This window comes from Mesorhizobium sp. B2-3-12, from assembly GCF_006442205.1.
In the GTDB taxonomy this organism is placed as follows: Bacteria; Pseudomonadota; Alphaproteobacteria; order Rhizobiales; family Rhizobiaceae; genus Mesorhizobium.
Window position 1 is genome coordinate 312,205 of record NZ_VFVR01000001.1, and the last position, 25,168, is coordinate 337,372.

The 25,168-nt window shown below is 64.0% G+C and carries 16 protein-coding genes; 7 read left to right on the plus strand and 9 right to left on the minus strand.

The features are described 5' to 3' along the window. Window positions 1-164: 164 nt before the first annotated feature. A complete protein-coding gene (locus FJ948_RS01675) occupies window positions 165-6,566 on the plus strand; it encodes a kinesin (RefSeq protein ID WP_140701477.1) in 6,402 nt (2,133 codons plus the stop codon). A gap of 129 nt (window positions 6,567-6,695) precedes the next feature. Next, complete coding sequence (locus tag FJ948_RS01680) at window positions 6,696-7,310, plus strand: 3'-5' exonuclease (protein WP_140701478.1); 615 nt, start codon at window positions 6,696-6,698, stop codon at window positions 7,308-7,310. Window positions 7,311-7,345: 35 nt separating this feature from the next. On the opposite strand, the gene FJ948_RS01685 is transcribed toward FJ948_RS01680, so the two are convergent. The 4 genes from FJ948_RS01685 to FJ948_RS01700 all read right to left on the minus strand — a co-directional run bounded on the left by FJ948_RS01685 (window position 7,346) and on the right by FJ948_RS01700 (window position 11,419). Beyond that, window positions 7,346-7,924, minus strand: coding sequence for an ABC-type transport auxiliary lipoprotein family protein (locus tag FJ948_RS01685; protein ID WP_224534910.1), 579 nt, complete (start codon window positions 7,922-7,924; stop codon window positions 7,346-7,348). A 105-nt stretch (window positions 7,925-8,029) separates the two neighbouring features. Next, window positions 8,030-9,403 (minus strand): MlaD family protein, encoded by a 1,374-nt coding sequence (locus tag FJ948_RS01690; RefSeq protein ID WP_140701480.1) that lies wholly within the window; start codon window positions 9,401-9,403, stop codon window positions 8,030-8,032. A 14-nt stretch (window positions 9,404-9,417) separates the two neighbouring features. Continuing rightward, window positions 9,418-10,227, minus strand: coding sequence for an ABC transporter ATP-binding protein (locus FJ948_RS01695; RefSeq protein WP_140701481.1), 810 nt, complete (start codon window positions 10,225-10,227; stop codon window positions 9,418-9,420). Window positions 10,228-10,231: 4 nt separating this feature from the next. Beyond that, a complete protein-coding gene (locus FJ948_RS01700) occupies window positions 10,232-11,419 on the minus strand; it encodes an ABC transporter permease (RefSeq protein WP_140701482.1) in 1,188 nt (395 codons plus the stop codon). Between the two features lie 77 nt (window positions 11,420-11,496). Here FJ948_RS01700 and dgcA point away from each other — a divergent pair, with 77 nt between their 5' ends. Further along, window positions 11,497-12,480: an N-acetyl-D-Glu racemase DgcA gene (dgcA, locus tag FJ948_RS01705; protein WP_140701483.1), complete on the plus strand. Its 984-nt coding sequence runs from the start codon at window positions 11,497-11,499 to the stop codon at window positions 12,478-12,480. On the opposite strand, the gene FJ948_RS01710 is transcribed toward dgcA, so the two are convergent. Next, window positions 12,451-13,665 (minus strand): MFS transporter, encoded by a 1,215-nt coding sequence (locus tag FJ948_RS01710; RefSeq protein WP_140701484.1) that lies wholly within the window; start codon window positions 13,663-13,665, stop codon window positions 12,451-12,453. The two genes, dgcA and FJ948_RS01710, sit on opposite strands and share 30 nt — an antisense overlap. A 129-nt stretch (window positions 13,666-13,794) precedes the next feature. Then, window positions 13,795-14,628, minus strand: a complete 834-nt coding sequence (locus FJ948_RS01715) for a UDP-2,3-diacylglucosamine diphosphatase (RefSeq protein ID WP_140701485.1) — start codon at window positions 14,626-14,628, stop codon at window positions 13,795-13,797. Between the two features lie 120 nt (window positions 14,629-14,748). Here FJ948_RS01715 and FJ948_RS01720 point away from each other — a divergent pair, with 120 nt between their 5' ends. From FJ948_RS01720 to FJ948_RS01735, 4 genes are all read left to right on the plus strand, one after another. Continuing rightward, window positions 14,749-15,528: an SDR family oxidoreductase gene (locus tag FJ948_RS01720; RefSeq protein ID WP_140701486.1), complete on the plus strand. Its 780-nt coding sequence runs from the start codon at window positions 14,749-14,751 to the stop codon at window positions 15,526-15,528. A 174-nt stretch (window positions 15,529-15,702) separates the two neighbouring features. Continuing rightward, window positions 15,703-18,027 carry an NADP-dependent malic enzyme gene (locus FJ948_RS01725; RefSeq protein WP_140701487.1) on the plus strand — a complete coding sequence of 775 codons (2,325 nt, stop codon included), beginning with the start codon at window positions 15,703-15,705 and terminating at the stop codon, window positions 18,025-18,027. Window positions 18,028-18,210: 183 nt separating this feature from the next. Next, a complete protein-coding gene (locus FJ948_RS01730) occupies window positions 18,211-18,888 on the plus strand; it encodes an outer membrane protein (RefSeq protein WP_140701488.1) in 678 nt (225 codons plus the stop codon). Between the two features lie 139 nt (window positions 18,889-19,027). Further along, window positions 19,028-20,245: a DUF2865 domain-containing protein gene (locus FJ948_RS01735; RefSeq protein WP_140701489.1), complete on the plus strand. Its 1,218-nt coding sequence runs from the start codon at window positions 19,028-19,030 to the stop codon at window positions 20,243-20,245. Here the strand turns inward: FJ948_RS01735 and gltX are convergent. The 3 genes from gltX to FJ948_RS01750 form a co-directional block, all read right to left on the minus strand. Beyond that, window positions 20,163-21,536: a glutamate--tRNA ligase gene (gene gltX / locus FJ948_RS01740; RefSeq protein ID WP_140701490.1), complete on the minus strand. Its 1,374-nt coding sequence runs from the start codon at window positions 21,534-21,536 to the stop codon at window positions 20,163-20,165. The genes FJ948_RS01735 and gltX overlap by 83 nt on opposite strands. 137 nt (window positions 21,537-21,673) lie before the next feature. Beyond that, on the minus strand, window positions 21,674-22,855 hold the full coding sequence (locus FJ948_RS01745; protein ID WP_140701491.1) for a hypothetical protein: 1,182 nt from the start codon (window positions 22,853-22,855) through the stop codon (window positions 21,674-21,676). 218 nt (window positions 22,856-23,073) lie between these two features. Continuing rightward, complete coding sequence (locus tag FJ948_RS01750) at window positions 23,074-24,879, minus strand: ABC transporter ATP-binding protein (RefSeq protein WP_140701492.1); 1,806 nt, start codon at window positions 24,877-24,879, stop codon at window positions 23,074-23,076. Between the last annotated feature and the right edge of the window lie 289 nt (window positions 24,880-25,168).

Sequence of the window (25,168 nt, forward strand, 5' to 3'; positions counted from 1 at the left end):
TTCCGTTAACCTTATATTTAAAGTTTTACGTATCCCGCGGAATGCATGTTTTCTTTACCCCCCTGTGTCATTACGATACGAGGGTCCATTTTCAGCCTCCTGCGCGGGGGTAAGACAAACAGAATTATAAGCCCCCGCGGCAGCTAGTACAGGGTAGCGAAGGCATGGCGAAGAAACCAACGACGACCAGAACTCTCGACAGCGACGTAGCCAGGGAGCTCGAAAAAGCGCTCGATCTCGACCTGAGCAGCGATACCGACAGCGGCGACCTCGATATCGCGGCTTCGATGGAAGATCTGGAAGCGCAGATATCGCAGGCGGCCGACGAACTGGCACGCGAGGGACGCAATCAGCAGTCGACGCCTGTCGGGCCGGCGCCCGTCGTCAATCAGACCCAGGCCGCGAAGCCCTCGCCAAAGGCCAAGCCGGCCGAACTTCGCCCCGTGGAGACGCGCAATGGTGGTGGCCAGCCGACGAGCTTCGCGCCAGCCAACGACGATCGCCAGAAAGATTACAAGACCCTCCTGCACAGCCTGAACAGGCGCGCCTCCAACACCATCTACTGGGTCATCGCCTTTGTCTCGCTCGCCTGGATCGCGGGCGCTGGCGGATTGGCCAACCTGCTTTTTGGCCCGAGCATCTGGCGCATCCGCACGCTGGACCAGTTCTTTGCCCGCCCCGAACTGATCGGCCTTGCCGTCGCGGCAATCGTGCCGGTCATCCTGTTTTGGGCCTTCGCGGCGATGATTCGCCGCGCCCAGGACATGCGCATCGCCGCGCAGTCGATGACGGAAGTGGCCTTCCGCCTGACCGAGCCGGAAAACATGGCCCAGGATCGCGTCATGATGATCGGCCAGGCCGTCCGCCGCGAGGTGGCCGCCATGGGCGAAGGCATCGAACGCACGCTTGCCCGTGCCGTGGAGCTGGAAACGCTGGTCCACAGCGAGGTCAACCAGATCGAGCGCTCCTATTCGGAAAACGAAACCCGGATTCGATCGCTGGTCGACGGACTGGGCAGCGAACGAGAAGCCGTGGTCACCCATGCCGAGCGCGTCCGCGCCTCGATCTCCGGCGCCCACGAGACGTTGCGCGATGAAATCGGCGCGGCGAGCGACATCATCCGCGACAGCATCCTCAATGCGTCGACCAAACTGTCGATGACGATCACCAATTCCGGCGACACGCTGATCGACCGCATCAACGAAAGCTCGATGTCGATCTTCGATTCGGTGGAAGGCCGGCTCGACACCATCACCGACCGGCTTTCGACCTCCGGCGAGGCTTTCGCCAGCCTGCTCGACACCCGTATCGCCAAGCTGACCGACACCACGGACGGCCTGACCCGCTCGTTGACCGACCTGCTCGACGACCGCACCACCGGCATGGTGTCACTGCTCGGCGGCGCCGCGCGCACCCTCAATTCCGAGTTCGAGGCCAGCCTCAATGGCATCGAGCGCACTTTGGCCGAACGCGGCCAGGCGCTGATCAGCGAGTTCCAGACCCGCGCCGAAGCGCTGGATACGGGCACGCAGAAACTCAATGCCGCGCTCGAAGCCCGCGCCCGCCAGATCAACGAAACGCTGGTCGAGCGTGCGCGCGAAATCGCCCACACCTTCGCCGAGAGCAAGGACACGCTGGCCGCGATGATCGATCAGGGCAAGACCCAGATCGGCGCCGACATGGCCGACATCGTCACCTCGACCTCTTCCATGCTCGAAGCGCGCGCCAGCGATTTCGCAGGCCGCATGGAGGCGGCTCGCCATGTCGTGTCGCGATCCTTCGACAGCGACATCCAGCGGCTCGCCGATGCCCGCGTCGGCATCGAGGAAGCCGTCGAGAACCACAGCCGCAAGCTCTCCGAGAGCCGCGAGCGCATGGCGGCCGCCATGCAGGCGGACCTTGCGAAATTCGCTGAAGGGCGCGCCGGCATCGATGCCGCGGTGACCAACCAGGTGCAGAAGCTGGCCGAAGGCCGCAGCCTGATAGCGCGTGCGCTCGAAGAAGACCTTCGCAAGGTCAACGAATCGCGCGCCGCCATCGATGCGTCGCTCGGCAGCCACCTCGAAAGGCTGGAAGAAGGCCGCAACCGGCTCTCACTGGCCCTCAACGAAGACTCAGGTAAATTGGTGCAAGCTCGTACGATCATTGATGAAATGGTCGCCGGACACGTCGGAAAACTGGCTGAAGGGCGCAACATCCTGTCGCGCGCTTTGGAGGCCGATCTCGGCAAATTGTCCGACAGCCGCGCCGACATAGACGGCCTTGTCGCGGGCCAGGTCGAGAAAATCGCCGAGGGCCGCGCGGTGCTCGCCAAGGCGCTGGAAAACGACATTGCCGGCATAAAGAGCATGATCGAGGCGCATTCGGCGAAACTGGCCGAAGACCGCACCGAGCTCGGCCGTTCGCTCGAAAGCGACCTGTCGGGCATACGCGGCCTGATCGACAGCCATTCGGGGCGCCTGGCGGAGGATCGCGGCCTGCTATCGCAGACGCTGGAAGCCGACCTCGCCAAACTGGCTGAAAGCCGCTCCAGCATCGACGGGCTGGTCGCCGGCCAGGTCGAGAAGCTCGCTGAAGGCCGCGACATTCTCAAGCGTGCGCTGGAATCCGACCTCAACACGATCAAGAGCGTCATATCGAGCCAGTCGGAGAAGCTGGCCGAGGATCGCGGGCAGCTCTCGCGCGTTCTGGAAGCCGACCTGCAGAATGTGAACAGCGTCATCGCCGATCACATGAACAGGCTGGTTCAGGATCGCTCGACATTGTCGAAGGCGCTGGAGGACGATCTCGCCAAGCTGGCGGAAAGCCGCTCGGGCATCGACGGACTGGTCGCCGGCCAGGTCGAGAAGCTTGCCGAAGGGCGCGACATTCTACGCCGCGCCTTGGAATCCGACCTCAACACGGTCAGAAACACCGTTGCCGATCAGTCGCAGAAACTGGTCGACGACCGGGCCCAGTTCGCCCGCGCGCTGGAGGCCGATCTCGAAACCGTCAACAGCCTTGTCAACAGCCACTCGGACCGGCTTGCCCAGGAGCGTTCGACACTGTCGAAGGCGCTTGAGGCCGACCTCGAAACTGTCGGCAGCCATGTCAACAGCCACACCGAGCGGCTTGCCCAGGATCGTTCGACCTTGTCGAGAGCCCTCGAGGCCGACCTGCTGACCGTTAGCGGCCACGTCAACAATCACGCGGAACGGCTCGTGCAGGAGCGTTCGACCTTGTCGAAGGCTCTCGAAGACGATCTTGCCAAGCTGGCGGAAAGCCGCTCCAGCATCGACGGTCTGGTCGCCGGCCAGGTCGAGAAGCTCGCCGAAGGCCGCGATGTCCTCAAGCGTGCGCTGGAGGCCGATCTCGCCAAGCTGGCCGAAAGCCGCTCCAGCATCGACGGGCTGGTCGCCGGCCAGGTCGAGAAGCTCGCCGAGGGCCGCGACATCCTCAAGCGCGCTCTCGAAGCCGACCTGCAGAGGTTGACTGAAAGCCGTGGCGATATCGACGACATCATCGCCGGACATGTCGGCAAGTTGTCCGAAGGCCGCAATATGCTCAGCCGGGCGCTGGAAGATGACCTCGGCAAGCTCGCCGAGAGCCGCAAGGAGGTCGATCGCTCGCTGTCTGGCCACATCGACCAGATCGCGGCCAGGAGCACGGACATTTCCGCAGCGATCGCTGCCGATGTCGACAAGATCGAGCAGGCGTTCAGCCGCCAGACCGGCATCATCGAGGAACGCGCCGGCACCATGGAGCGCGCGCTGTCGACCGGTGTCGACAATGTCCGCTCAGTGCTCGAGAAGAGCGCGGTCTTCGTCGCCGGCGCCTTGCGCGAAAAGGTCCTGGAAGTCACCAGCACGCTCCACGAGCAGGCCGGTGCGGCCTTCAACGACGCCGATCGCAAGATCGCCGAGCGCGCAGAACAGACGTCCGCCGCCCTGCTGGCTCGGGCCGAAGACATCGCCCGCACATTCGAGGAAGCCGATCGTCGGCTCCACGCCCGTGCGGAAGATACCTCGAATGCCCTGCTCGCCCGCGCCGACGACACCTCCAGTTCGCTGCTGGCCCGTGCCCATGAAACCGCCGATCAACTGGCTGCCCGCGCCGGCGAGATCGCCGGCACATTCGACATGGCCGACCAGAAGCTCGCCGCCCGCGCGCAAGCGACCACCGATCAACTGGCCGCCCGCGCTCAGGAGACCGCGGATCAGCTGGCCGCCCGTGCAAGCGAGATCGCCGGCACCTTCGACGCGGCCGACCAGAAGCTGGTCGCCCGCGCCGTGGAGACGGCGCAGTCGTTGGCCGCCCGCGCCGGCGACATCCTGCGCAACTTCGAAAGCGCCGACCAGCGGCTCGGCATGCGCATCGGCGAATCCGCCGAGGCGCTCGCCGCCCGCGCGTCGGACCTTGGCCGCATCTTCGACGCCGCCGACCAGCATTTGGTGTCGCGCATCGCCGAAGGTTCGGACGCGCTGTCCAGCCGGGCCTCCGAAATCGCCCGCATCTTCGACGACGCCGACCAGCGCCTGGTTTCGCGCATCGCCGACAGCACCACGACGATCGGCGAGCACGCGCAGACCATTGTCGGCGCCTTCGCCAACACCGAGCAGAGGGTCGCCGATCGCGCCCGCCAGACCGGTCAGGAACTGGCCGTGCACGCCCGCGAGATCGAGCAGGCGCTTGCCGGCGCCGACGAGCGTCTGGCGTCGAGCGCGGCGGCCGCTGCCGCCCGTGTCGAAGAGCAGATCGCCGGCGTCGAAAACCGGCTCGCCTACACGGCCGAGACGATGGGACAGAAGCTCAACGAGCAGGTGTCGACCGCCGAGGCGCAACTCGTATCGCGCGCCAATGTGATCGCGGAGACCTTCACCGCGGTCGGCCAGCATATCGGCCAGAGCACCAACGACGCCGCCAAGACGATCGGCGCCAACACCCGCGAGCTCAACACCATGCTCGCGGCGCGGTCGGCCGAAATGTCGAAAATCCTCGATGAAACCGCGCGGCCCTTGGTCGAGCGTTTCGCCCAGGGCGGCTCGGAACTGCAAAAGAGCATGGAAGAGGTCACCGAGCGCGCGACCGAGAAGCTGCGCAGCGAGAACGCGGCCCTGGTCAACGCGCTTGCCAGCCGCACCGCCGAAACCTTGTCGGCTGTCGAAGGCGCACGTTCGTCGCTGTCCGATAGCGTCGCCGATCTCATCGGCCGCATGACCAACTCCAGCTCGCAACTTGGTCAGTTGATCGAGCAGGCCGCGGTCAATCTAGGCCAGGTCGACGAACGCCTGACCGGCAGCACGCAAAGCTTCGCGGCGACCACCGAAAAGGCGGCGCAGACCTTTGCCAGCTCGGCGCGCCTGGTCGATTCGAACACCACGAGGCTGACGGAACTATCGTCGTCGACCTTGCGCGAAGTGGCCTCCATCGCCACCAAGTTCGACGAGCACAGCCGCTTGCTGGCCAGCGCCTCGGATCTCTTGAGTTCGGCCCAGAGCAACCTCGAACACACGCTGGAAAGGCAGTCCTCGCTCGAGGATCTCGCCGTCGGACTGGTCAAGAAGTCGGAAGATCTCGAAAGGGTCATGCGTTCGTTCGAAAATCTCGTCGGCCAGACGCTGCAGAACGCAGAGGGCAAGACGATGGAGTCGGCCGACAAGATCCGCAACGCCATCACCGACGTCGTCGATTCCGCGACCAAGCGCTTCGCCGACGCGACCGAGGAGATGCGGCGCACCGCCGGCTCGATCAAGAGCGAACTCGACCTCACCCGCGCCGAACTCAAGAAGGGCGTCATCGAGATGCCGGAAGAGGCCAAGGAATCGACCTCGGCCATCCGGCGCGCCGTTTCCGAGCAGATCAACGCCTTGAAGGAGCTTTCGGATATCGTTGCCAAGTCCGGGCGCGGCGACACTTCGGAACCGCGCCCCTTGCGCCCGGCGCCGCAGGCCCCGGCGGCACGTCCCGCCGAGCCGCAGCGTCGCGCGCCGTCAGCACCGCAGCCGGAGCTTCGCACGCCTCAGACGCCTCTGGGTGGCACCGCGTTGCGTGGCACGCTCGACCTTGAGCGTCCGGCCGAGCAGGCGCCGCGCCCGCGTCCTGACGCCAGCGCCCGTACGCCGCAGGGCGGCTGGGTGCGTGACCTGCTGACCGCCGCGTCGAACGATGCCGACCTCAGGCCGGCAGCCCCCTCGGCACCGGCCGAAGCACCGCGGGCGGCCCCTGCCCAGCGTTCGCCGCTGCATGTCGTGGAATCGCTGAACTCGCTCTCGGTCGATATCGCGCGGGCCATCGACCACGATGCCTCGATCGAGCTGTGGAACCGCTACCGGCGTGGCGAGCGTGACGTGTTCACGCGCCGGCTCTACACGCTGAAGGGCCAGCAGACGTTCGACGAAATCCGCCGCAAGTACCAAGCGGAGGCCGAATTCCGCGCCGCCGTCGACCGCTACTGCGACGATTTCGAGAAGCTGCTCAAGGATGTCTCGCGCAACGATCGCGACAACATCATGGCGCAGACCTATCTCACGTCGGACACCGGCAAGGTTTACACCATGCTGGCCCACGCCAGCGGCCGCTTGCACTAAGCGATCGGCAAGCCAGAATGAAAAAGGCGGGGGACTTGTCTCCCGCCTTTTTTCTTGAAGGGACTAATTTCGCCACCCGGAAGACGCATCCGCATTAGTCTCGCTTTTCCGGAACCGGATCCTGAGTTGTTGAAAACGGCAATCATCTTCGACTGCGAGTTTCTCTGCCTCGAGGGGTCACAACGCAGGTTCTGGTGCGCGGCTCATGATCCCGATCCGGTCATCGCGCAGATCGGCGCGGCAAGGCTCGGCCTCGAAGGCGACTTCCCTATCCTGGGCACGCACAAGGCCTATGTCAGGCCGATCGACCGGTTTGGCGAGCGGTACGCGCTCGATCCGTTCTTCACCGGACTGACCGGCATCACCGAAGAAATCGTCGAAGCCGAGGGCGTCGCACTGGAAGAGGCCCTTGCCGGCGTCGATCGGTTTTCCGAAGGGGCGCGGCTGTGGTCCTGGGGCAAGGACGAACTCAACATGGTCGCCATCAGTTGCTATGTCGCGGGCATCGAGCCTTCCATCCCGGCAACGCGGTTCGACAACGCCGTCAAGCTGCTGATCGCCGCAGGCATGCCGATCGAGGATCTGGCAAGGACGCCGAGCAACAAGCTTGCGGACTACTACGGCGTCGAACACCCGCCATTGCAGGGGCATGACGCACTGGATGATGCGCTGTCCCTAACCTATACGCTGCAGCATCTGATGAGGGCTGGAATGCTGCGGCCGGACGTCTTCGACCGCAAGTAGGTTGAAGATCTCAGGGAATCCGGCGCCTGACTGCTTCAGATCTGTGAATCGGTCCAGCGGACGATCTGTTTGGCCGCATCGCCGAAGGCCGCGTCGAGGGCGCCGACATAGGCCGGGTTGCCGCTGCCCGAGACCGGCGCGGATGCGGTGAAGCTCTTCGAAGCCTTCACTTCGCCGTTGCGATCGTTCAGCAAGCGCACGAACAGGTCGACCTCGGCGTGTTCGCCGCCATTGACGCGCACCTCGAAGGACCGGACCTCGACGATCACCTGATAGTCGATCGCCAGCCCCTCGCCCGGCTTGCCGACGCCGGCGAAGCTGCCCGAGCGCTGGAACGTCTCGGCCAGCCGCGCCTGCACGATCAGCGGCAGCCGGTCGGCCCACTGCGCGCCCTTCAGATACTGGATCGAGCGGTCGGATGGTTTGATGACGATGTTCTGGCTGTCCAATGCCTTCAGCGCCGAAGGCTGGGCGATCAGGATTTGCTTGCGGCTATGGCCATGCGCGTCGATCGATGGCGCCGACAGTTCGAACGTGTCGAGGGGGGCCGGCTTGCCACCGAGCGCCGCGCAGCCGGCAACCGCCAGGACAAGCAGCGCCGCAGCCGTTTTCAACCCGCTCGTTCCAAGCCTACTCAACGTCACGCGTGATCCCCGTCGTGATCTTAAAGATCAACCCACATTCGCGAGCACTGTTCTTGCGGCGGGCCGGCGCGGAAGTCAACGCCGCGCCCTGCCGTCGAATTGCCGAACCTCGCCGTCGCCACCCGAAAGAATACGCTGCGGATTGCGGCTGAGATCCGTCACCGCCTCCTCTATGCGGTTGATCGAGCGGCGGCTGTCCTGTACCAGCGCCTCGACATTCTGCAGCCCCTGGCCCGAGAAGCGTGCCAGATTGTCGGTGATGACCCCAAGGCGGGCATTCAGCGTATCGGCGACCTGCTTGAAGGATTTCAGCGTGGCCCGGGCGTCGGCCATCACGCCGTCGGCCTGGCCGGAGCCGAGCAGCTTGTCGACCTTGGCGAGGATGCCGTCGACCCGCACCGAGGCGTCGTTGAGCCGCTGCGCCAACTGCCTGGCGTCCTTGATTGTCTGGTCGATGTCGTCGGCGCGATTGGCGATCTTGCCGGTCACCTCCGCTATGTCGGCGGCCGCCTTGTCGGCACTGTCGCTGGCCTTCTTGATGTTGGCGAGCGCTTCGCGCACCTGCGCCGGGTCGATGCCGTCGAGCACGCCGTCGACCTTGGCGAGTGTGCCTTGCGTCTGCTTGGCGAAATCGTTGACCGAGCCCACCGCCGTATCGACGTTCTTGATCACGCCATCCAGTTGCTGCGAGGTTTCCTTGAGATTCCCCGTCACCGCATCGACATTGGCAACGATGCTCTTGATCTTGTCCTTGTCGACGGCATTGAGCAGGCCCTCCGCTGCCTTCAACGTGCCGTCGAGCTTGCCTGAGACGCCTTTCAGCTCATCCGACAGCGCACTGACGGCGGACAGGAATTTGTCGATGCCGTCGGAATTCTTGGCCAGCGCATCGGAAAACGTCTGCACGTTCTGCACGGTCTGCGTCAGCGGCCCACGAACATCCTTGGTGAAGCCTTCCAGCTCCGTCAGCACCTTGTCGGCGCGTGTGAAGATGTTCTGCGCCGTCTGGAGGAGATTGGTCACGGCCGAAGGATTGGCGACGATCTCTGCGACCTTGCCTTCCTTCTCGGCCTGGTCGAGCAGCTTCACTTCCTTGGGATCGGCGCCCTTGAGCTCGATATTGGCCTGCCCGGTCAGGCCGGCCAGGCCGATATCGGCCTGGGTCGACTTGGTGATCGGCGTCAAGCGGTCGATCTCGGTGTCGGCGATGGCGACGGTCGGATTGTCGACGTCGATATAGACGCGCTTGACGTCGCCGACCTTGACGCCGTTGAACAGCACGAAGCTGCCGCGGCCCAGACCCGAGGCCGAGCCTGGAATACGCACCCGCAGAAGCGTCGTCTCGCCCTTGTCGCCTATCGCGGCCGTCCAATAGACGAAGCCGAAGGCAGCGAGGATCGCAGCCAACGTGAAAATGCCGACAATGACGTAGTTGGCTCTGGTTTCCATTGCTTCACTTATGGCTATGCACGCGCCGCAAGATCAAGTTGGCGGGCGCGTTTTCCGCGGAAATAGGATTTCACCCACGGCTCCTCGCTCTTCAGCATGTCGTCGATGGTGCCTTCGACCAATACCTTCTTCTTGCCCAGCACCGCCACGTGGTCGCAGGCGGTAAACAGCGTATCGAGGTCGTGGGTCACCATGTAAACGGTCAGATCCATGGTGTCGCGCAGCTTGACGACCAGCTCGTCGAACTCGGCTGCGCTGATCGGATCGAGGCCGGACGTCGGCTCGTCGAGAAAGACGATGTCGGGATCAAGCGCCAGCGCCCTGGCAAGCGCGGCGCGCTTGATCATGCCGCCGGAGAGCTCGGAGGGGAATTTCTGCGCCGCGTCCGGCGGCAGTCCCACGAGCTCGATCTTGAGCAGCGCCAGTTCGTCCATCAGCTTTCTCGGCAAGTCGAGATATTCGCGCATCGGCACCTGCACGTTCTCCATGACGGTCAGCGCCGAAAACAGCGCGCCGTGCTGGAACAACACGCCAAGACGCATGTCGATCCGCAACCGATCGAGATCGCTGGCCTTGTCGACGTCGACGTCGAACAGCTTGATCGTTCCCGACTGCTTGGGCATCAAACCCAGAATGGTGCGCAACAGCACCGACTTGCCGGCGCCCGAGGCACCGACGAAACCCAGTATCTCGCCACGTTTGATGTCGAGCGACAGCTTGTCGAGGATCAGCTTGTCCTCGATCGCGACGGTGACGTCGCGCACCGAAAGCACGGTTTCGCCTTCGTCCTCATGCTCCGCCTTGACTCCGTTTCCCTTGGTCATCCCATCAGAACTCGATCGCTGCGTAGAACATGGCGAAAAGCCCATCCAGGATGATGACGACGAAGATCGACTTCACCACCGAGGCGGTCACGTGCTGGCCGAGCGATTCGGCGCTGCCGCCGACCTTCATGCCCTCGACGGACGCAATCGTGCCGATGATCATCGCCATGAACGGCGCCTTGATCAGCCCGGCGAAAATGGTGCTGAGATCGATGGCGACGCGCAACCTGTCAAGGAACGCTGCCGGGGGGATGTCGGAGTAGAGCCAGGCCGCGACGATGCCGCCGCCGAGCGCCGCGAAATTGGCGATGATCGTCAGGCACGGCAAGGCGATCACCAGCGCCACCAGGCGCGGAAAGACCAGGACGCCGATCGGATTGAGGCCGATGACCTTGAGCGCGTCGACTTCCTCGCGCATCTTCATCGAGCCGATCTCGGCGGTGATCGCGCTGCCGGAGCGGCCGGCGATCATGATTGCCGTCATCAGGACGCCGAGCTCGCGCAGGATCAGCACGCCGACCAGGTCGACGACGAAGATATCGGCGCCGAAATAGCTGAGCTGGTAGGCGCCTTGCTGGGCAACGATGGCGCCGACAATGGCCGACATCAGCACCACCACGGGGATGGCTCCCACGCCCATGCGATCGATCTGGTTGAAGATCGCCGCGGGATTGACGGCATGGCCGCGGCCGAGCTTCATCTGCGCGCCACGGATCGTGGCGCCCAATATGTTCATGGAAGCCAGGAAATCGTCACGCATCTCGTAGACGCGCCTGCCGACCGCCTCCAACGTGCGGATAACGATGTTGGGCGGCCGCTTGGGCCCGGATTCGGGCTCGCGTCGGACGGCCTCGCCGACCGCGTCGAGCAGGATGGAAGCGATCTCGCTCTGGCCTTGCAACCGTACCTCGACATCCTTCTTCTCGAAAACGCTGACCAGCCGATCGATCAGCCAGGCGCCGGCGGTGTCGATCTTCTCGATTTTCGAAAGATCGAGCGCCAAGGTTTTGAAACCGCTTCGTTTTTCGATGTTGCGCATGTCGGCGTCAATCAGCGCCACGGTCCGCGTCGTCCAGACTCCGGAGAACGCGCAGCCGAGCACGCCAGCCTCCTCGCCGACCGCCACGCGCGGGTCGTGGTCAGTCCCCGTGGCATCTGTGCCGCTTGCGTCGCGTTTACCGATGGTCAACATGGCGTCCTGTTTAGCCTGATGGGTCCGACCTTGTCGATTTGCCGACAACCCTTCTCGCACAGCCGGAGCAGAAAAATATGGCGCGTGTCATTTCGGTCGAGGCCGAGCGTTTTCCGATTGCCGGCATCTTCACCATTTCGCGCGGCTCCAAGACCGAAGCCGAAGTGATCACGTGCACGATCAGCGAAAACGGCCATGTCGGGCGCGGCGAATGCGTGCCCTACAAGCGTTATGGCGAGACCATGGACGGGGTGCGCGACGCGATAGAGGCGATGAGCGACCGGATCGCAGGCGGGATGGACCGGACCACCCTGCTCGATGCCATGCCTGCCGGGGCCGCTCGTAACGCCATCGACTGTGCCCTTTGGGACCTCGAAGCCAAGATCAGCGGCAATCCGGTGGCTGAGGCAATCTGGCCGGCCCCGTTGCATCAGCTCGAAACGGCCTACACGCTGTCGCTCGGCGAACCCGAGGCGATGGCGGCGCAAGCCCGCGCCAACGCCGGCCGGCCGTTGCTGAAGGTCAAGATCGGCGGCGACAACGACATTGCGAGGATTCGGGCGGTGACGGAAGCTGCGCCTCAAAGCCGTATCATTCTCGATGCCAATGAGGGTTGGACCGACGAAAACATTGAGGCCAATCTCGCTTTTGCCGCGGAGCTTGGCATTGCGCTCATCGAACAGCCCCTGCCCGCCGGCCGCGACGAAATCCTGCGCAGGATCGCGCACCCGGTGCCGATCTGTGCCGACGAAAGCGTGCACGAGGCAAAAAATCTCGAAACCCTTGTCGGCCTCTACGACGCCGTCAACATCAAGCTCGACAAGTCCGGCGGGCTGACGGCGGCGCTCATCCTGCGCAAGCGCGCCCGTGAACTGGGTTTTGGCGTCCTGGTCGGCTGCATGGTCGGCACCTCGCTGGCAATGGCGCCGGCGATCCTGCTGGCCCAGGACGCCGATTTCGTCGACCTCGACGGCCCGCTGCTGCTTGCCCGGGATCGTGTGCCGGGTCTCCTTTACCAGGGATCGCTCGTCTCACCCCCGGACCGGGCGCTGTGGGGCTGAGCGCGCGGCAAACCCGATCAGCACGAGGCCAATGATCGCGATCGGGATCATCGCCAGGAATCCGTCGACGCCGAGACGGTCATAGAGCGGACCGGAGGCAAGCGTGACGGCAGCCATGAAGAAGCCGTTGAAGAAATAGGCGATGCCTTGCGCGGCACCCGTGCGTTCTTCCGAGACGGTCTCGGCGATCATCTTCTGCAGGCCGATCAGCACCATCGCGACAGACACCGAATGCAGCGATTGCACCGCGAAGAAACCGCCGACGCCAAGGCCGAGCGGCCACACCAGCGGAAAGGCGATCCACCGCACGGTCGAGCCGATGCCGGCGATCAGCATCACCTGGACGACGGAGACGGAGGCGAATATACGGTTGAAAAACAAGAACATGCAGACCTCGGACACCACGCCCCATGCCCATAGCAGGCCGACGACGGAATCGCTGATGCCGATCGATTTCCAATAGATCGAGACGAAACCGTAAAGGAAGGCGTGGCTGGCGGTGATGATGCCGACGCCAAGCGTGAAGTAGAGGAAATAGGCGTTGAACAGGCCCGGCGCCGCATGCTGGATTTCCGCCGCCGACAGCGGCGAGGCCTTGCGCGGCCGCCCCAGGCCCGGCGCCATCAGCCCTGCGACGAGTGCCACGCCAAGGGCAAGGAATATGATCACCGGAACGGCGCCGGGACCAGTGGCCGCCAGGATGAAGCCGCCCGCGACATTGGCCAGGAGATAGCAGATCGACCCCCATTTGCGCATGCTGGCATAATTGGACCCGAAGCGGCGCACGCCCGAGAGCGCCAGCGAATCGGCGATCGGCGAATGCGGCGTCCAGACGATGGTGAGCAGCAAGGACACCGCCAGCACCGTCGAGTAGGTCGGCGTCAGAAAATACCCCGCGGAGATCAGCAGCGAGGCCGCCACGAGCACGACATAGACATCGGCGCGGTCCCTGGCCCGATCGGCGAGTGTCGTCAGCAGCGGCGTCGTCATCACACGCAGGAACATCGGCGCCGCCAGGATGACGGCGATCTGCTCGGCGTGAAACCCCTTGGCCTGCAGCCAGAGCGGGAAATAGGGCAGATGGGTGCCAAGCGATATGAACAACGTGCCGAAGATCAAGCTCATCCGCAGCTCAAAACGGCTCGGCTTTACGAGTTGTTCGGGGGAAAGCGGCGGCAGCGGCATGAATCGATCCAATGACGCTGCGCTCAACGACCGGCGAGCAGCGCAAGCCGATCCTTAACATGAGGAAAAACCGGGCGAAACCGGCTGGACCAGTCGATCAACACCAGAAAGCGCGCGCCGGCTTGCGCCTCAGGCGGCTTGCACCCTGTTCTCGATCAGCATTGGCCTGTCCTCGATGAGCATCGGAATGAAGGGCTCGTCAGGCGCCTCGGGCAGGACATGCGCCCAGGTCAGGATTTCCATGCGGCCGTCGAAATGTTCGACTACGGCGGTGCAGCTCTCCACCCAGTCGCCGGTGTTGATATATTGCACGTCCCCATAGCTTTCGATGGCGGCATGGTGGATGTGCCCGCAGATGACGCCGTCGACATGCGAACGGCGCGCTTCCTCGCTGAGCACGGTCTGGAACGAACCGATGAAGTTCACCGCCTTCTTGACCTTGACCTTGGCCCAGGACGAAAACGACCAGTAAGGCAGGCCGAGCAACTGGCGCAGCCGGGTGATCACCCGGTTGACCTGCATGGCGGCGTCATAGGCATGGTCGCCGAGATAAGCGAGCCAACGCTGGTTGTGGACGACGGTGTCGAACTGGTCGCCATGGATGACCAGCAGCCGGCGGCCATCGGCGGTTTCGTGGATGGCGCGGTCGGCAACGACGATGCCGCCGAAATGCACGCCCTGGAACTGGCGGGCGAATTCGTCGTGATTGCCGGCGATATAGGTGATCGAGGCGCCCTTGCGCGCCTTGCGCAGCAATTTCTGCACGACGTCATTGTGGCTTTGCGGCCAGTGCCAGCTGCGCCTGAGGCGCCAGCCGTCGACGATATCGCCGACCAGATAGATGATGTCGGCATCGTGGTAGCGCAGGAAATCGATCAGGAAATCGGCCTTGGCCGCCTTCGAGCCCAAATGGACGTCGGAAATGAACATGCTGCGGAAAGTGCGGGGCTCTTGGCCTGACATCGCGATTTCACCCTTGCTTTCAAGCAGCCTATGCGCCGATTCATGCAACAACCGTATGACGGTTGCGATTGGTCCAGCCCGAGGGCTAGCCTGCCGGGCAAATCAAAGGAGAAAATCGTCATGGATCTTGGTATCCGCGGAAAGAAAGCCATCGTCTGTGCTTCGAGCAAGGGGCTTGGGCGCGGCTGCGCCATGGCGCTGGCCGAGGCGGGCTGCGACATCGTCGTCAATGGGCGCAATGCGGAGCTGGTCGCGAAAACCGCCGCGGAGCTGCGCCAGCGCCATGGCGTGACGGTGACGGAGGTCGTCGGCGACGTTTCGAACCCGGAGGTGCAGAAGGCGTTGCTCGCCGCCTGCCCCGAGCCGGACATCCTGGTCAACAACAATGGCGGTCCGCCCTTGCGCGATTTCCGCGAGCTCGACCGCGGAAAAATCCTCGAAGGCGTCACCCAGAACATGGTGACGCCGATCGAACTGGTGCAGGCGGTCATCGACGGCATGGCGGCGCGCGGCTTCGGGCGCATCGTCAACATCACCTCGCTGTCGGTCTATGTCCCCATTCCCGGCCTTGACCTGTCATCGGGTGCGCGCGCCGGCCTGACGTCGTTCCTTGCCGGCGTGGCGCGCACGGTGGTCGATCGCAACGTCACCATCAACAGCCTCTTGCCCGGCAAGCTCGACACCGACCGGCTGCGCGGCCCGCATGAGGCCGGCACGCCAGAGGATCCCAAGGCCGCCGCAGCGCGCAAGACACGCATCAGTGCCGATGTACCGGCCAAGCGGCTCGGCACGCCGGAGGAATTCGGCCAGATCTGCGCCTTCCTGTGCTCTGTTCATGCCGGCTATCTGACCGGGCAGAACATACCCGTCGATGGCGGTCTCTACGTCAGCGCATTTTGATCGGCGCGCTCGCCCGGCACGCAACCCGGCTTGGCATGAAACGGCCGTAACCATCTGACAAATACGGATTTTGACGCGCCGGCATTTAAAGCTGCCGGCGCGTCAATTAGCGTCGTGAAAAACCTTGGCCTCATGCTAAAAGGACTGCCGAAGCAGGTTTCGAGGAGCGGCCGCATGGAAGGCGAGAACAAGAAAACGGCACGTTCGGACCTCGACGAAGCCGCCCTCTATTTCCACAAGCACCCGACGCCGGGAAAGCTCGAGATCCAGGCAACCAAGCCGCTCGGCAACCAGCGCGACCTGGCGCTCGCCTATTCGCCCGGCGTCGCCGCTCCCTGCCTTGAGATCCGTGACAATCCGGCGACAGCCGCCGACTACACGGCGCGCGCCAACCTGGTCGGTGTCGTCTCCAACGGATCGGCCGTGCTCGGCCTCGGCAATATCGGGCCGCTGGCCTCCAAGCCGGTGATGGAGGGCAAGGCGGTCCTGTTCAAGAAATTCGCCGGCATCGACGTCTTCGACATCGAGATCGACGCGCCGGAAATCGAGCGCATGGTCGAGACCGTTGCCGCACTGGAACCGACCTTCGGGGGCATCAACCTAGAGGACATCAAGGCGCCGGAATGTTTTGAAGTCGAGGAGCGCCTCAAGGCTCGCATGAGCATACCGGTGTTCCATGACGACCAGCACGGCACCGCCATCATCGTCGCCGCCGCCGTGCTCAACGGGCTGGAGTTCGCGGGCAAGACCATTTCGGAGATCAAGGTCGTCACCTCCGGCGCGGGTGCAGCCGCCCTTGCCTGCCTCAATCTGCTCGTTTCGCTCGGTGTGCGCGTCGAGAACATCTGGGTCACCGACCGTTTCGGCGTCGCCTATAAGGGCCGTGTCGACGAGATGGACCGCTGGAAGGACCCTTATGTGAAGGACACCGAGGCGCGCACGCTGGCCGACGTCATCCCAGGCGCCGATGTTTTCCTCGGTCTCTCGGCCGCCGGCGTGCTGAAGCCGGAACTGCTGCAGCACATGGCGCCGAAACCGTTGATCCTGGCGCTGGCCAATCCCAATCCGGAGATCATGCCGGAAGTGGCGCGCGCGGCGCGTCCCGATGCGATGATTTGCACCGGCCGTTCCGATTTTCCCAATCAGGTCAACAACGTGCTTTGCTTCCCCTACATCTTCAGGGGTGCGCTCGACTGCGGCGCCAGCGCCATCAACGAGGAGATGAAGATGGCGGCGGTGCGGGCCATCGCCGCCCTTGCCCGCGAAGAGCCTTCGGACGTCGCCGCACGCGCCTATTCAGCCGAGACGCCGGTCTTCGGGCCCGAATTCCTGATCCCCTCGCCTTTCGATCCCAGGCTCATCCTGCGCATCGCGCCGGCGGTCGCCAAGGCAGCCTGCGACACTGGTGTCGCTACACGGCCAATCACCGATTTCGCCGCCTATATCGACAAGCTCAACCGCTTCGTCTTCCGCTCCGGCCTGGTGATGAAGCCGGTGTTCTCGTCCGCCAAGGCCTCCAGCGCCAAGCGCGTCATCTACGCCGACGGCGAGGACGAACGCGTGTTGCGAGCAGCCCAGGTGGTGCTGGAGGAAGGCATCGCCGAGCCGATCCTGATCGGCCGCCCGCATGTCATCGAGGTCAGGCTCAAGCGCTACGGCCTGCGCATCAAGCCAGGCCTCGATTTCGGCCTGATCAACCCGGAGGACGATCCGCGCTACCGCCACTATGTCGACCTCCTGATCGAACTCGCCGGACGGCGCGGCGTGACGACGGAGGCGGCACGCACCATGGTGCGCACCGACAATACGGTGATCGCGGCGCTGGCCCTGAAGCGCGGCGATGCCGACGCCATGGTCTGCGGCCTCGAAGGCCGTTTCGAGCGGCATCTGCGCAATGTGACGCTGATCATTGGGCCGCGCACCGGCATCAAGGATCGCGACCTGTCGACCCTGTCCATGCTGATCTCGCAACGCGGCATCATCTTCCTCACCGACACCCACGTCTCCGTCGACCCGACGGCCGAGGAAATCGCCGAGATGACCGTGCTGGCGGCCGAGGAAATCCAGCGCTTCGGCATCGAGCCGAAGGCGGCACTGTTGTCGCATTCGGATTTCGGCTCGCGCGATTCGCCGAGCGCGCTGAAGATGCGGCAGGCCGCTGCCATCCTGGCGCGTATCGCGCCAGAGCTGCAGTGCGATGGCGAAATGCACGCCGATTCGGCCTTGTCGGAGCATCTGCGCCAACGCGTCTATCCGCATTCGCGCCTGAAGGGTGAAGCCAACCTTCTTGTGTTCCCGAATCTCGATTCGGCCAACATCACGCTGACGGCGCTGCGGGCCATGATGGATGCGCTACATGTCGGACCCATCCTTCTCGGCACCGACAAGCCGGCGCACATATTGACGCCCTCGGTGACCTCGCGCGGCGTCGTCAACATGACCGCGCTGGCCGTGGTCGAGGCCGCGCACAAGGCGCAGGCGATCGCCAATCTGGACTGAACCGGCCCCGCGACACGGATAGATTCGGCCGTCTTGCCGACGCGCGGCGGGCGACGTTGGCCGGATCGAGTGTTGCGGACCAACAACGCTTAACCGAGAAATCCGACATTGAACGAATGCGGATTTCTCGGAACCGGTTAATTTGATATGGTCACCGCCGTCTTACCAGGCCGTGAGAATGTCATGAGAGCCCTGTTGCTCGCTTCGGCAATGCTGACTGTGATTGGCGCAAAGGCGTTCGCCGCCGACGCCATCGGGTCGGAGCCGGCCGTGCACGACTGGTCCGGCGTCTATGTCGGCGGGCATCTCGGCTATGGTTTTGGCAGCACCGATGCCACCTACAATCTGCCAAACACGCCGACGATCCGGGGTTCGCAGGATTACGACACCGACGGTTTCCTGGGCGGTGTCCAGATCGGCTACAATTACCAGGTCAACGCCGCGGTTCTGGGAATCGAGGCCGATATTTCGGGTGCCGATATCAAGGGCCATTCCGACGAGGTCAATGTCAGCGGGGCCGATGTCTACGACACCAAGGTGGATTGGTTCGGAACCATCCGCGCCAGGGCGGGCTATGCGTTCGACCGCACCCTCATCTACGGGACCGGCGGCCTCGCTTTCGGTAGCGTCGAGAACCAATATCTCGATGGGTCAGCCAACAGCTTTTCCGAAAAGAGCACCAAGGTTGGCTGGACCATTGGCGCGGGGCTGGAGCAGGCAATCACCGATCATTGGTCGGCGAATGCCGAATATCGATATGTCGACCTGCGGGACCAGACGATCAACTACGCGCCTAACTCCAACACCGTTTTCGACAACGCGTTCAGTACCGTCAGGATCGGCATGAACTACAAGTTCTGACGGCTGGCCGGGCCCATCGCCTGACGGGCATATTGAATGGCTGCCGCTTTTCAGCCGGCAACAAGGCGACTTTCCGAAATGGACGATTAACCGCGAACGGGGTAGCCTTGGCGACCACAGGCAAGCGGGATCGAGGCGGATGGCAAGCGGAGGTTTGAAGCAGGCGCATGCCGCCGTTCTGCTTGGCCTGCTGCTGTCCGGCGCGGCGGTCAATGAGCCGCAAGCCGCTTCGCGGGTCTGCCGTCAACTGGAGGCCGATCTCGCCGCGGCCTCGCGCGGCGGCGGGGGTGGCCCGGCACTGGTCCGCAAATACGACGCCGCGATCGAAAGGCAGCGCGAACAGATCTCCAAGGCTCGCGGCCAGGCGAACAGCGCCGGCTGCGGGTTCTCGCTGTTTTCGCGCAACATCAACCAGTGCGCCGGGCTGAACGCCACCATCGATCGCATGAACGCCAATCTCGACAGCCTGCAGGCCAAGCGTGCCCAGCTTGCCGACGGCGGTTCACGCCGCGACCGGGGCCGCATCCTGGCGGCGCTCGACGCCAATGACTGCCGTGACGATGCCGTGGCTCCCCGCCGCGCGCCCATGCGGGAAGCCAGCCGTGAAGACGCCGATCGGGAAGATGGGGGCAATGCGAACCTGTTCGACCAGCTTTTCGGCGGCGACAACCGGCGGATCGATGCGTTGGACCAGCCTGACGATTCGGGCGAGGAAGGCGACGTCAGCCGCGTCCTGAATCAGCCCGGCATTCCGGACGTTGCGGGCGGCGGCGGCGAATTCCACACCAGTTGCGTGCGCACTTGCGACGGCTATTTCTTCCCCATGTCGAACGCCGCCTCGGCCGGCGATTTCGAGCGCGACCAGAAGAATTGCGAATCGGCATGCCCCGGCACGGAGATGCAGGTCTTCTATTCGCGCGGCATGGACGACGATTCGGCATCGATGACGTCCTCGGTCACCGGCAGGCCCTACGGCGAATTGCCGACCGCCTATCTCTACAAACAGCCCAACATGTCGCGACCGCCCGCTTGCGGCTGCAATGCCGCGCAGAATTTCCAGATCATTGGCGGCAACCCGCCAAGCCAGCAACAGGCACAGCCCGAACCGGATGCGGCGCCGTTTGTTCCGGTGCCGGCCACGAAGCCCGATCCGGGCGCCGATCCCGAGACCCTGGCCAATATGGAAGGCGGGCTCGACCGTGAAGCCATCAAGCGCCTTTCGGCCAAGCCGGTGACATCGCCCGTTTCGGCCGTGCCTCCCGAACAGCGCAAGATCAGGGTCGTCGGGCCAACGTTCCTTCCCGACCCATCAGCGGCAATAGATCTGCAAGCTCCGGCCCCGAAGGCAGTCCGGTAAGGGCAAGCCTGAGCGGCATGAACAGCGACTTGCCCTTGCGGCCGGTCGCTTCCCTGACCTTGCCGGTCCAATCCTTCCAGACCGTCCCGTTCCACGGCTCCTCGGGCAGGAGATCCAGCGCCTGGTGCAGAAAATCGCGGTCGTCGTCGGAAAATTCGGGCTTCTCCCGCGGTCCCTCGCGCAGGACACGCCACCAGGCAACCGCATCGGCCAGCCGGTCGAGATTGCCGCGCACCGCCAGCCAGAACGGTTCGGCCTGTTCACCGGAAATGCCCAGCACCATCAGCCGGTCCCGAGCCTCATCAAACGGCATGTGATGCAGCAGTACCCGGTTCAGCACGAACAGTTCGGCCGGATCGAACTTGGACGACGATTTCGAGGTCGCGGCCGGGTCGAAATGGCCGGCGAGTTCGGTCAAATCATGCGCGGCCGCGACATTCTCCGATGTGCCCACCAGCACGGCCAGCGAAGCGACGGCCATCGGTTCGATGCCGTCTTCGCGCAGGCTCTCGATGGAGAGCGCGCCCGTGCGCTTCGACAGCCCCTCGCCCGAGACCGTGGTCAGGAGATTGTGGTGGCCGAAGACGGGCGGCTCGGCGCCAAGCGCCTTGAACAAGGCGATCTGCACACCGGTGTTGGTGACGTGGTCGTCGCCGCGGATGACATGGCTGACGCCCATCTCGATGTCGTCGACGACTGAGGGCAGCGTATAGAGATAGGTGCCGTCCTCGCGCACCAGCACCGGATCGGACAGCGAAGCCAGATCCACCGTCTCCTCGCCCCGCACCAGATCGTTCCAGTGGATCTCGGTGCGCTCCGGCTGCAGCGGATCGCCGGAGAAATTGGGCAACAGGAAGCGCCAGTGGGGCCGGCGCCCGTCGGCCTGATATTCGGCCACCTGCTCTGTCGTCAGCGCCAATGCCTCGCGGCCATAGACCGGCGGCAGGCCTCGCGTGCGGCGCACTTTTCGCCTGAGATCGAGTTCTTCCGGCGTTTCGTAGCAGGCATAGAGAACCCCCGCCGCCTTCAGCCCCTCGACCGCAGCGTCATAGATTTCGAAGCGCCGCGACTGATATTCCGTGGCATCGGGGAAAATGCCCAGCCAGTGCAGGTCGTAAAGGATGGCGTCGGCGAACTCCTGCTTCGAACGGGCAATATCGGTGTCGTCGAAGCGCTGGATGAAACGGCCCTTGTTGTTGAGGGCGAACAACCAGTTGAACAGAGCGGTGCGCGCATTGCCGATATGGATGCGGCCGGTCGGTGACGGGGCGAAACGAACGGTAACTGTCATGAGCGGGGCGTACCGGATGCCTTTGTGATTGACAAGATGCGCCCCCGCGCCGTGCCGCAGACATAGAACATGGCGGCTGGAATGAAAAGACTGAGGCAAGCCTGCCGTGAAGCCGACGAAGAAACCGCTGAAGGCGATCAGCGGCCGAAATCGTCGGAGCTGAGGCGGGTCCAGCGGTCGCCCATCAATCCGCCGATGGCGATGTCGCCGGAGCGGACCGCTTGCGTGACCTCGGCTATTCGCGAGCGGACCATCGTCCCGCCGGCATAGCGGAAGAAGACATTCCTGTAGCCGAAGAGATGAGGCATGAACCTGCTCTGGGTCTGCCCGGTGAGGCCCGCGCAGCCCATGTCCCGCGCCGCCGCGACAAGGCTATCCAGCGTCGCGCCCCAGTGTGGTCCGGCAGCCTGGATCTGCAACAGGTTCGCCATGTCGCCGGCCTGGCCGTAGAAGGCATAGCAGCCGAGCATTCTGCCCGTCTCGTCATAAGTCCCGCCGAAATGAAGTGGACCGTCGGCCCGCTTCTCGGCCGCCAGCGCGAGCAGTCGCGGCAGCTCGCCATCCGTCCAGGTCGGCCGAAGAGCGTAGTCGGACAGGAGGGCCGGCAGCCGCTCGGCAAATTGGGCCGCGGTGATCGGCTCCGCATGGACCCTATGCGACGATGAAGGCTGGACGGGCGGCCCGAACCTCCGTTTCGTGAAAGCGTCGAATGCTCTCGCGCAGGGATCGAGGGCCAAACGAGGCAGGCGGGGCCATTTACGGTGCAGTGCGGCGGCGGCCATCGCGGCCGGCTGGAAGATATAGGTCCATCCCAGGCAATGGACCGGCAGGAGCTGGTATTTCATCGGACGCGCGAAGGCCAGGGAGACCCGGTTGGCCGAATCCGTCAGTTGCAGATCGAACTCGCCTTGATGCAGGGCACGCAGCAATTGAGGTCCCGCCGAGCCATGGTCGGCGCCAGGGTCGGCCATGAACGGGCCGATGATCGCCGCATTCAATGCCGTTCCGTTGAGTTCGTAACCGGCTTTCAGGACGCCGAGGAATCCGCCCAGATCGCCCTGCGGGTTGATCTGGACAAGAGCGCTGCTCGCACCGGGCTGGCTGGCGGGGTCAAGATAGATCCTTCTCATATATTCGGCCGTCTCCGCGATCGCCAGATCGCGCAATTGGTGCCGACGCCGGCGAAACTTCGTCAGGAAGAGCGTGGCGACGCGCTCGAGATCTTCAGCGACGAGGGGCCGGACCGAGCCGTGCTGGGAGTCCAGCACCGATGGCGCAGCCACCCTTCCCACACCGGTGTTTTCGGAAAGAAGATGCATCGTGAGACCGCTTAGGTTGCCCTTCAGAGGTATACAGCAACCAAAAGTAGAAACAACGAATCTCGGTCGGTAACGTAAACAGACGCGATCTGGAGAAGAGTTCACTGGCGGATTTGCTGGGCCAGTATAGAGCCGGGCCTGCGATCACGTGCCTTGCGCCATCCTGGCCGCTGGGAGCGCGATGGATGGCCTCCGGGCCAAGCCGGAGGCCATCCAGGTCAGTTGACGAGGCCCTTGGTCAGCTCGAGCGCCTGGCGCTCGAACAGGCGGCGGTAGATGCCGCCCTTCAGCCGGATCAACTCGTCATGCGAGCCTTCCTCGACGATTCTGCCGCGATCGAAGACCAGCAGCCTGTCGAGCGCCCGCACCGTGGAGAGCCGGTGAGCGATGACAAGCGTCGTTCGGCCGACCATCAGCCGTTCCATCGCCTGCTGGATCAGCACCTCCGATTCCGAATCGAGGCTCGAGGTCGCCTCGTCCAGGATCAGGATGCGCGCATCGGCCAGGAAAGCGCGGGCGATCGCCACGCGCTGGCGCTCGCCACCTGACAGTTTCACGCCACGTTCGCCGACCAGCGTGCCATAGCCCTTCGGCAGGTTGGTGATGAAGTCGTGCGCGCTCGCCAACCTGGCGGCATGCTCGATCTCCTCCCGTGTCGCGCAAGGCCTGGCATAGGCGATGTTTTCGGCCAGCGAGCGGTGGAACAGGATCGGTTCCTGCTGGACGATGGCGATCTGGCCGCGCAGCGACGCTTGCGCGACCCGCGAGATATCCTGTCCGTCGATCACGATCTTTCCGGCGTTCACGTCATAGAGCCGCTGGATCAGCTTGACGAAGGTTGTCTTGCCCGAACCCGAGTGACCGACGAGCCCGACACGTTCCCCCGGCGCGATATCGACCGAAAAGTCGCGGTAGAGCGGCGACCGGTGATTGCCGTAGTGGAAGGTGACGTTGTCGAAGGCGATGTGGCCCTGCGTGATGGCGATCGGACCAGCACCGGGCCGATCTTCGATGCCGAGCGATTCCGACTGGAAATCGACCAGTTCCTCCATGTCGTTGATCGAACGCTGCAAATTGCGGATATGCGTGCCGATATCGCGCAAATAGCCTTGCAGCACGAAGAACGAGGTCAGCACGAAGGCGACATCGCCGGCGCTCGCCTGCCCCCACGACCACAGCATCAGTGCCAGGCCGATCACCGCGGCCCGCATGACCAGCAGCAGCGCCCCTTGCGTGGTACCGTTGATGGTGCCGCGCACCCAGGTGCGCCGTGTGCGCGCACGCCATTTGGCGACCACCCTGGCGAGGCGGCGTTCCTCGCGCTCCTCGGCGCCGAAGCCCTTGACCACGGCGTTGCAGCTCACCGCGTCGGCCAGCGAGCCGCCGAGGCGCGTGTCCCAGGTGTTGGCGAGCCTTGCCGCGGGTGCGACGTAGCCGAGCGACAGCATCGCCGTCACGGTGATGAACAGCACCGAACCGGCCGCGACGACCGCGCCCATCAGCGGCCAGAACCAGCCGAGCAGCAGCGTCGAGCCGACGAGCATGACCAGCGACGGCAGCAGCGCGATCAGGATGGTGTCGTTGAGCAGGTCGAGCGCCCACATGCCGCGCGTCACCTTGCGCACGGTCGAGCCGGCAAACGAGTTGGCGTGCCAGTCGGTTGAGAAGCGCTGGACGCGGTGGAAGGCGTCCGCGGCGATGTCGGCCATCATCTTCAGCGTCAGCTCGACGATTCCCATGAAGGCAAGGTTGCGCAGCACCACGCCGGTAAGCGCCAGCGCCATCAGAATCGAGAATGCCGTCATCGCGGCATTCCAGGCAATGGCGTCCGCGCCGGCGCTGCTGGCGACTGCATCGACCAGCCGGCCGGAATAGAGCGGTGTCAGGACGTCGGCCAGCGTAGACAGCAGGAAACCACCCATGATCAGCGAAAGCCGCCAGGGCTGGCGCCGCCAATGGGTTAGCGTGAAACCAAGAACGCTGCGAAAGGCGCTCGCGCGCAAATCGATCTTGAAACGAGCCATGATGTCATTCGGGCGCGAACGAGCCCGATCCCAGTAAAGTCGAAAATTGAAAACCGCGCCTGGGCAAAGTGCCCGTGAATGCGGAGGTTCGGCTATGGTCGGTGGCCCGCCCGTGGGCGGTGACCGGCAGCGGCAAATGCCTTTTCTGCGTCCGGTGTGGTTCCGATACTTCGGAACACCGGCACAGACCTAGGCTTCGCGGCCTCGCATAACGATGTCAAATCCTGGCATTCGGTCCTCCCTGAAGGGAATCGCGGAGAGGCCGTTATAGGGATGCTTCGATCGCCAG

Coding starts and splice junctions, on each gene's coding strand:
- FJ948_RS01675 (WP_140701477.1), top strand. CDS start 165: ATGGCGAAGAAACCAACGACGACCAGAACTCTCGACAGCGACGTAGCC.
- FJ948_RS01690 (WP_140701480.1), bottom strand. CDS start 9,403: ATGGAAACCAGAGCCAACTACGTCATTGTCGGCATTTTCACGTTGGCT.
- FJ948_RS01695 (WP_140701481.1), bottom strand. CDS start 10,227: ATGACCAAGGGAAACGGAGTCAAGGCGGAGCATGAGGACGAAGGCGAA.
- FJ948_RS01700 (WP_140701482.1), bottom strand. CDS start 11,419: ATGTTGACCATCGGTAAACGCGACGCAAGCGGCACAGATGCCACGGGG.
- dgcA (WP_140701483.1), top strand. CDS start 11,497: ATGGCGCGTGTCATTTCGGTCGAGGCCGAGCGTTTTCCGATTGCCGGC.
- FJ948_RS01710 (WP_140701484.1), bottom strand. CDS start 13,665: ATGCCGCTGCCGCCGCTTTCCCCCGAACAACTCGTAAAGCCGAGCCGT.
- FJ948_RS01715 (WP_140701485.1), bottom strand. CDS start 14,628: ATGTCAGGCCAAGAGCCCCGCACTTTCCGCAGCATGTTCATTTCCGAC.
- FJ948_RS01720 (WP_140701486.1), top strand. CDS start 14,749: ATGGATCTTGGTATCCGCGGAAAGAAAGCCATCGTCTGTGCTTCGAGC.
- FJ948_RS01725 (WP_140701487.1), top strand. CDS start 15,703: ATGGAAGGCGAGAACAAGAAAACGGCACGTTCGGACCTCGACGAAGCC.
- FJ948_RS01730 (WP_140701488.1), top strand. CDS start 18,211: ATGAGAGCCCTGTTGCTCGCTTCGGCAATGCTGACTGTGATTGGCGCA.
- FJ948_RS01735 (WP_140701489.1), top strand. CDS start 19,028: ATGGCAAGCGGAGGTTTGAAGCAGGCGCATGCCGCCGTTCTGCTTGGC.
- gltX (WP_140701490.1), bottom strand. CDS start 21,536: ATGACAGTTACCGTTCGTTTCGCCCCGTCACCGACCGGCCGCATCCAT.
- FJ948_RS01745 (WP_140701491.1), bottom strand. CDS start 22,855: ATGCATCTTCTTTCCGAAAACACCGGTGTGGGAAGGGTGGCTGCGCCA.
- FJ948_RS01750 (WP_140701492.1), bottom strand. CDS start 24,879: ATGGCTCGTTTCAAGATCGATTTGCGCGCGAGCGCCTTTCGCAGCGTT.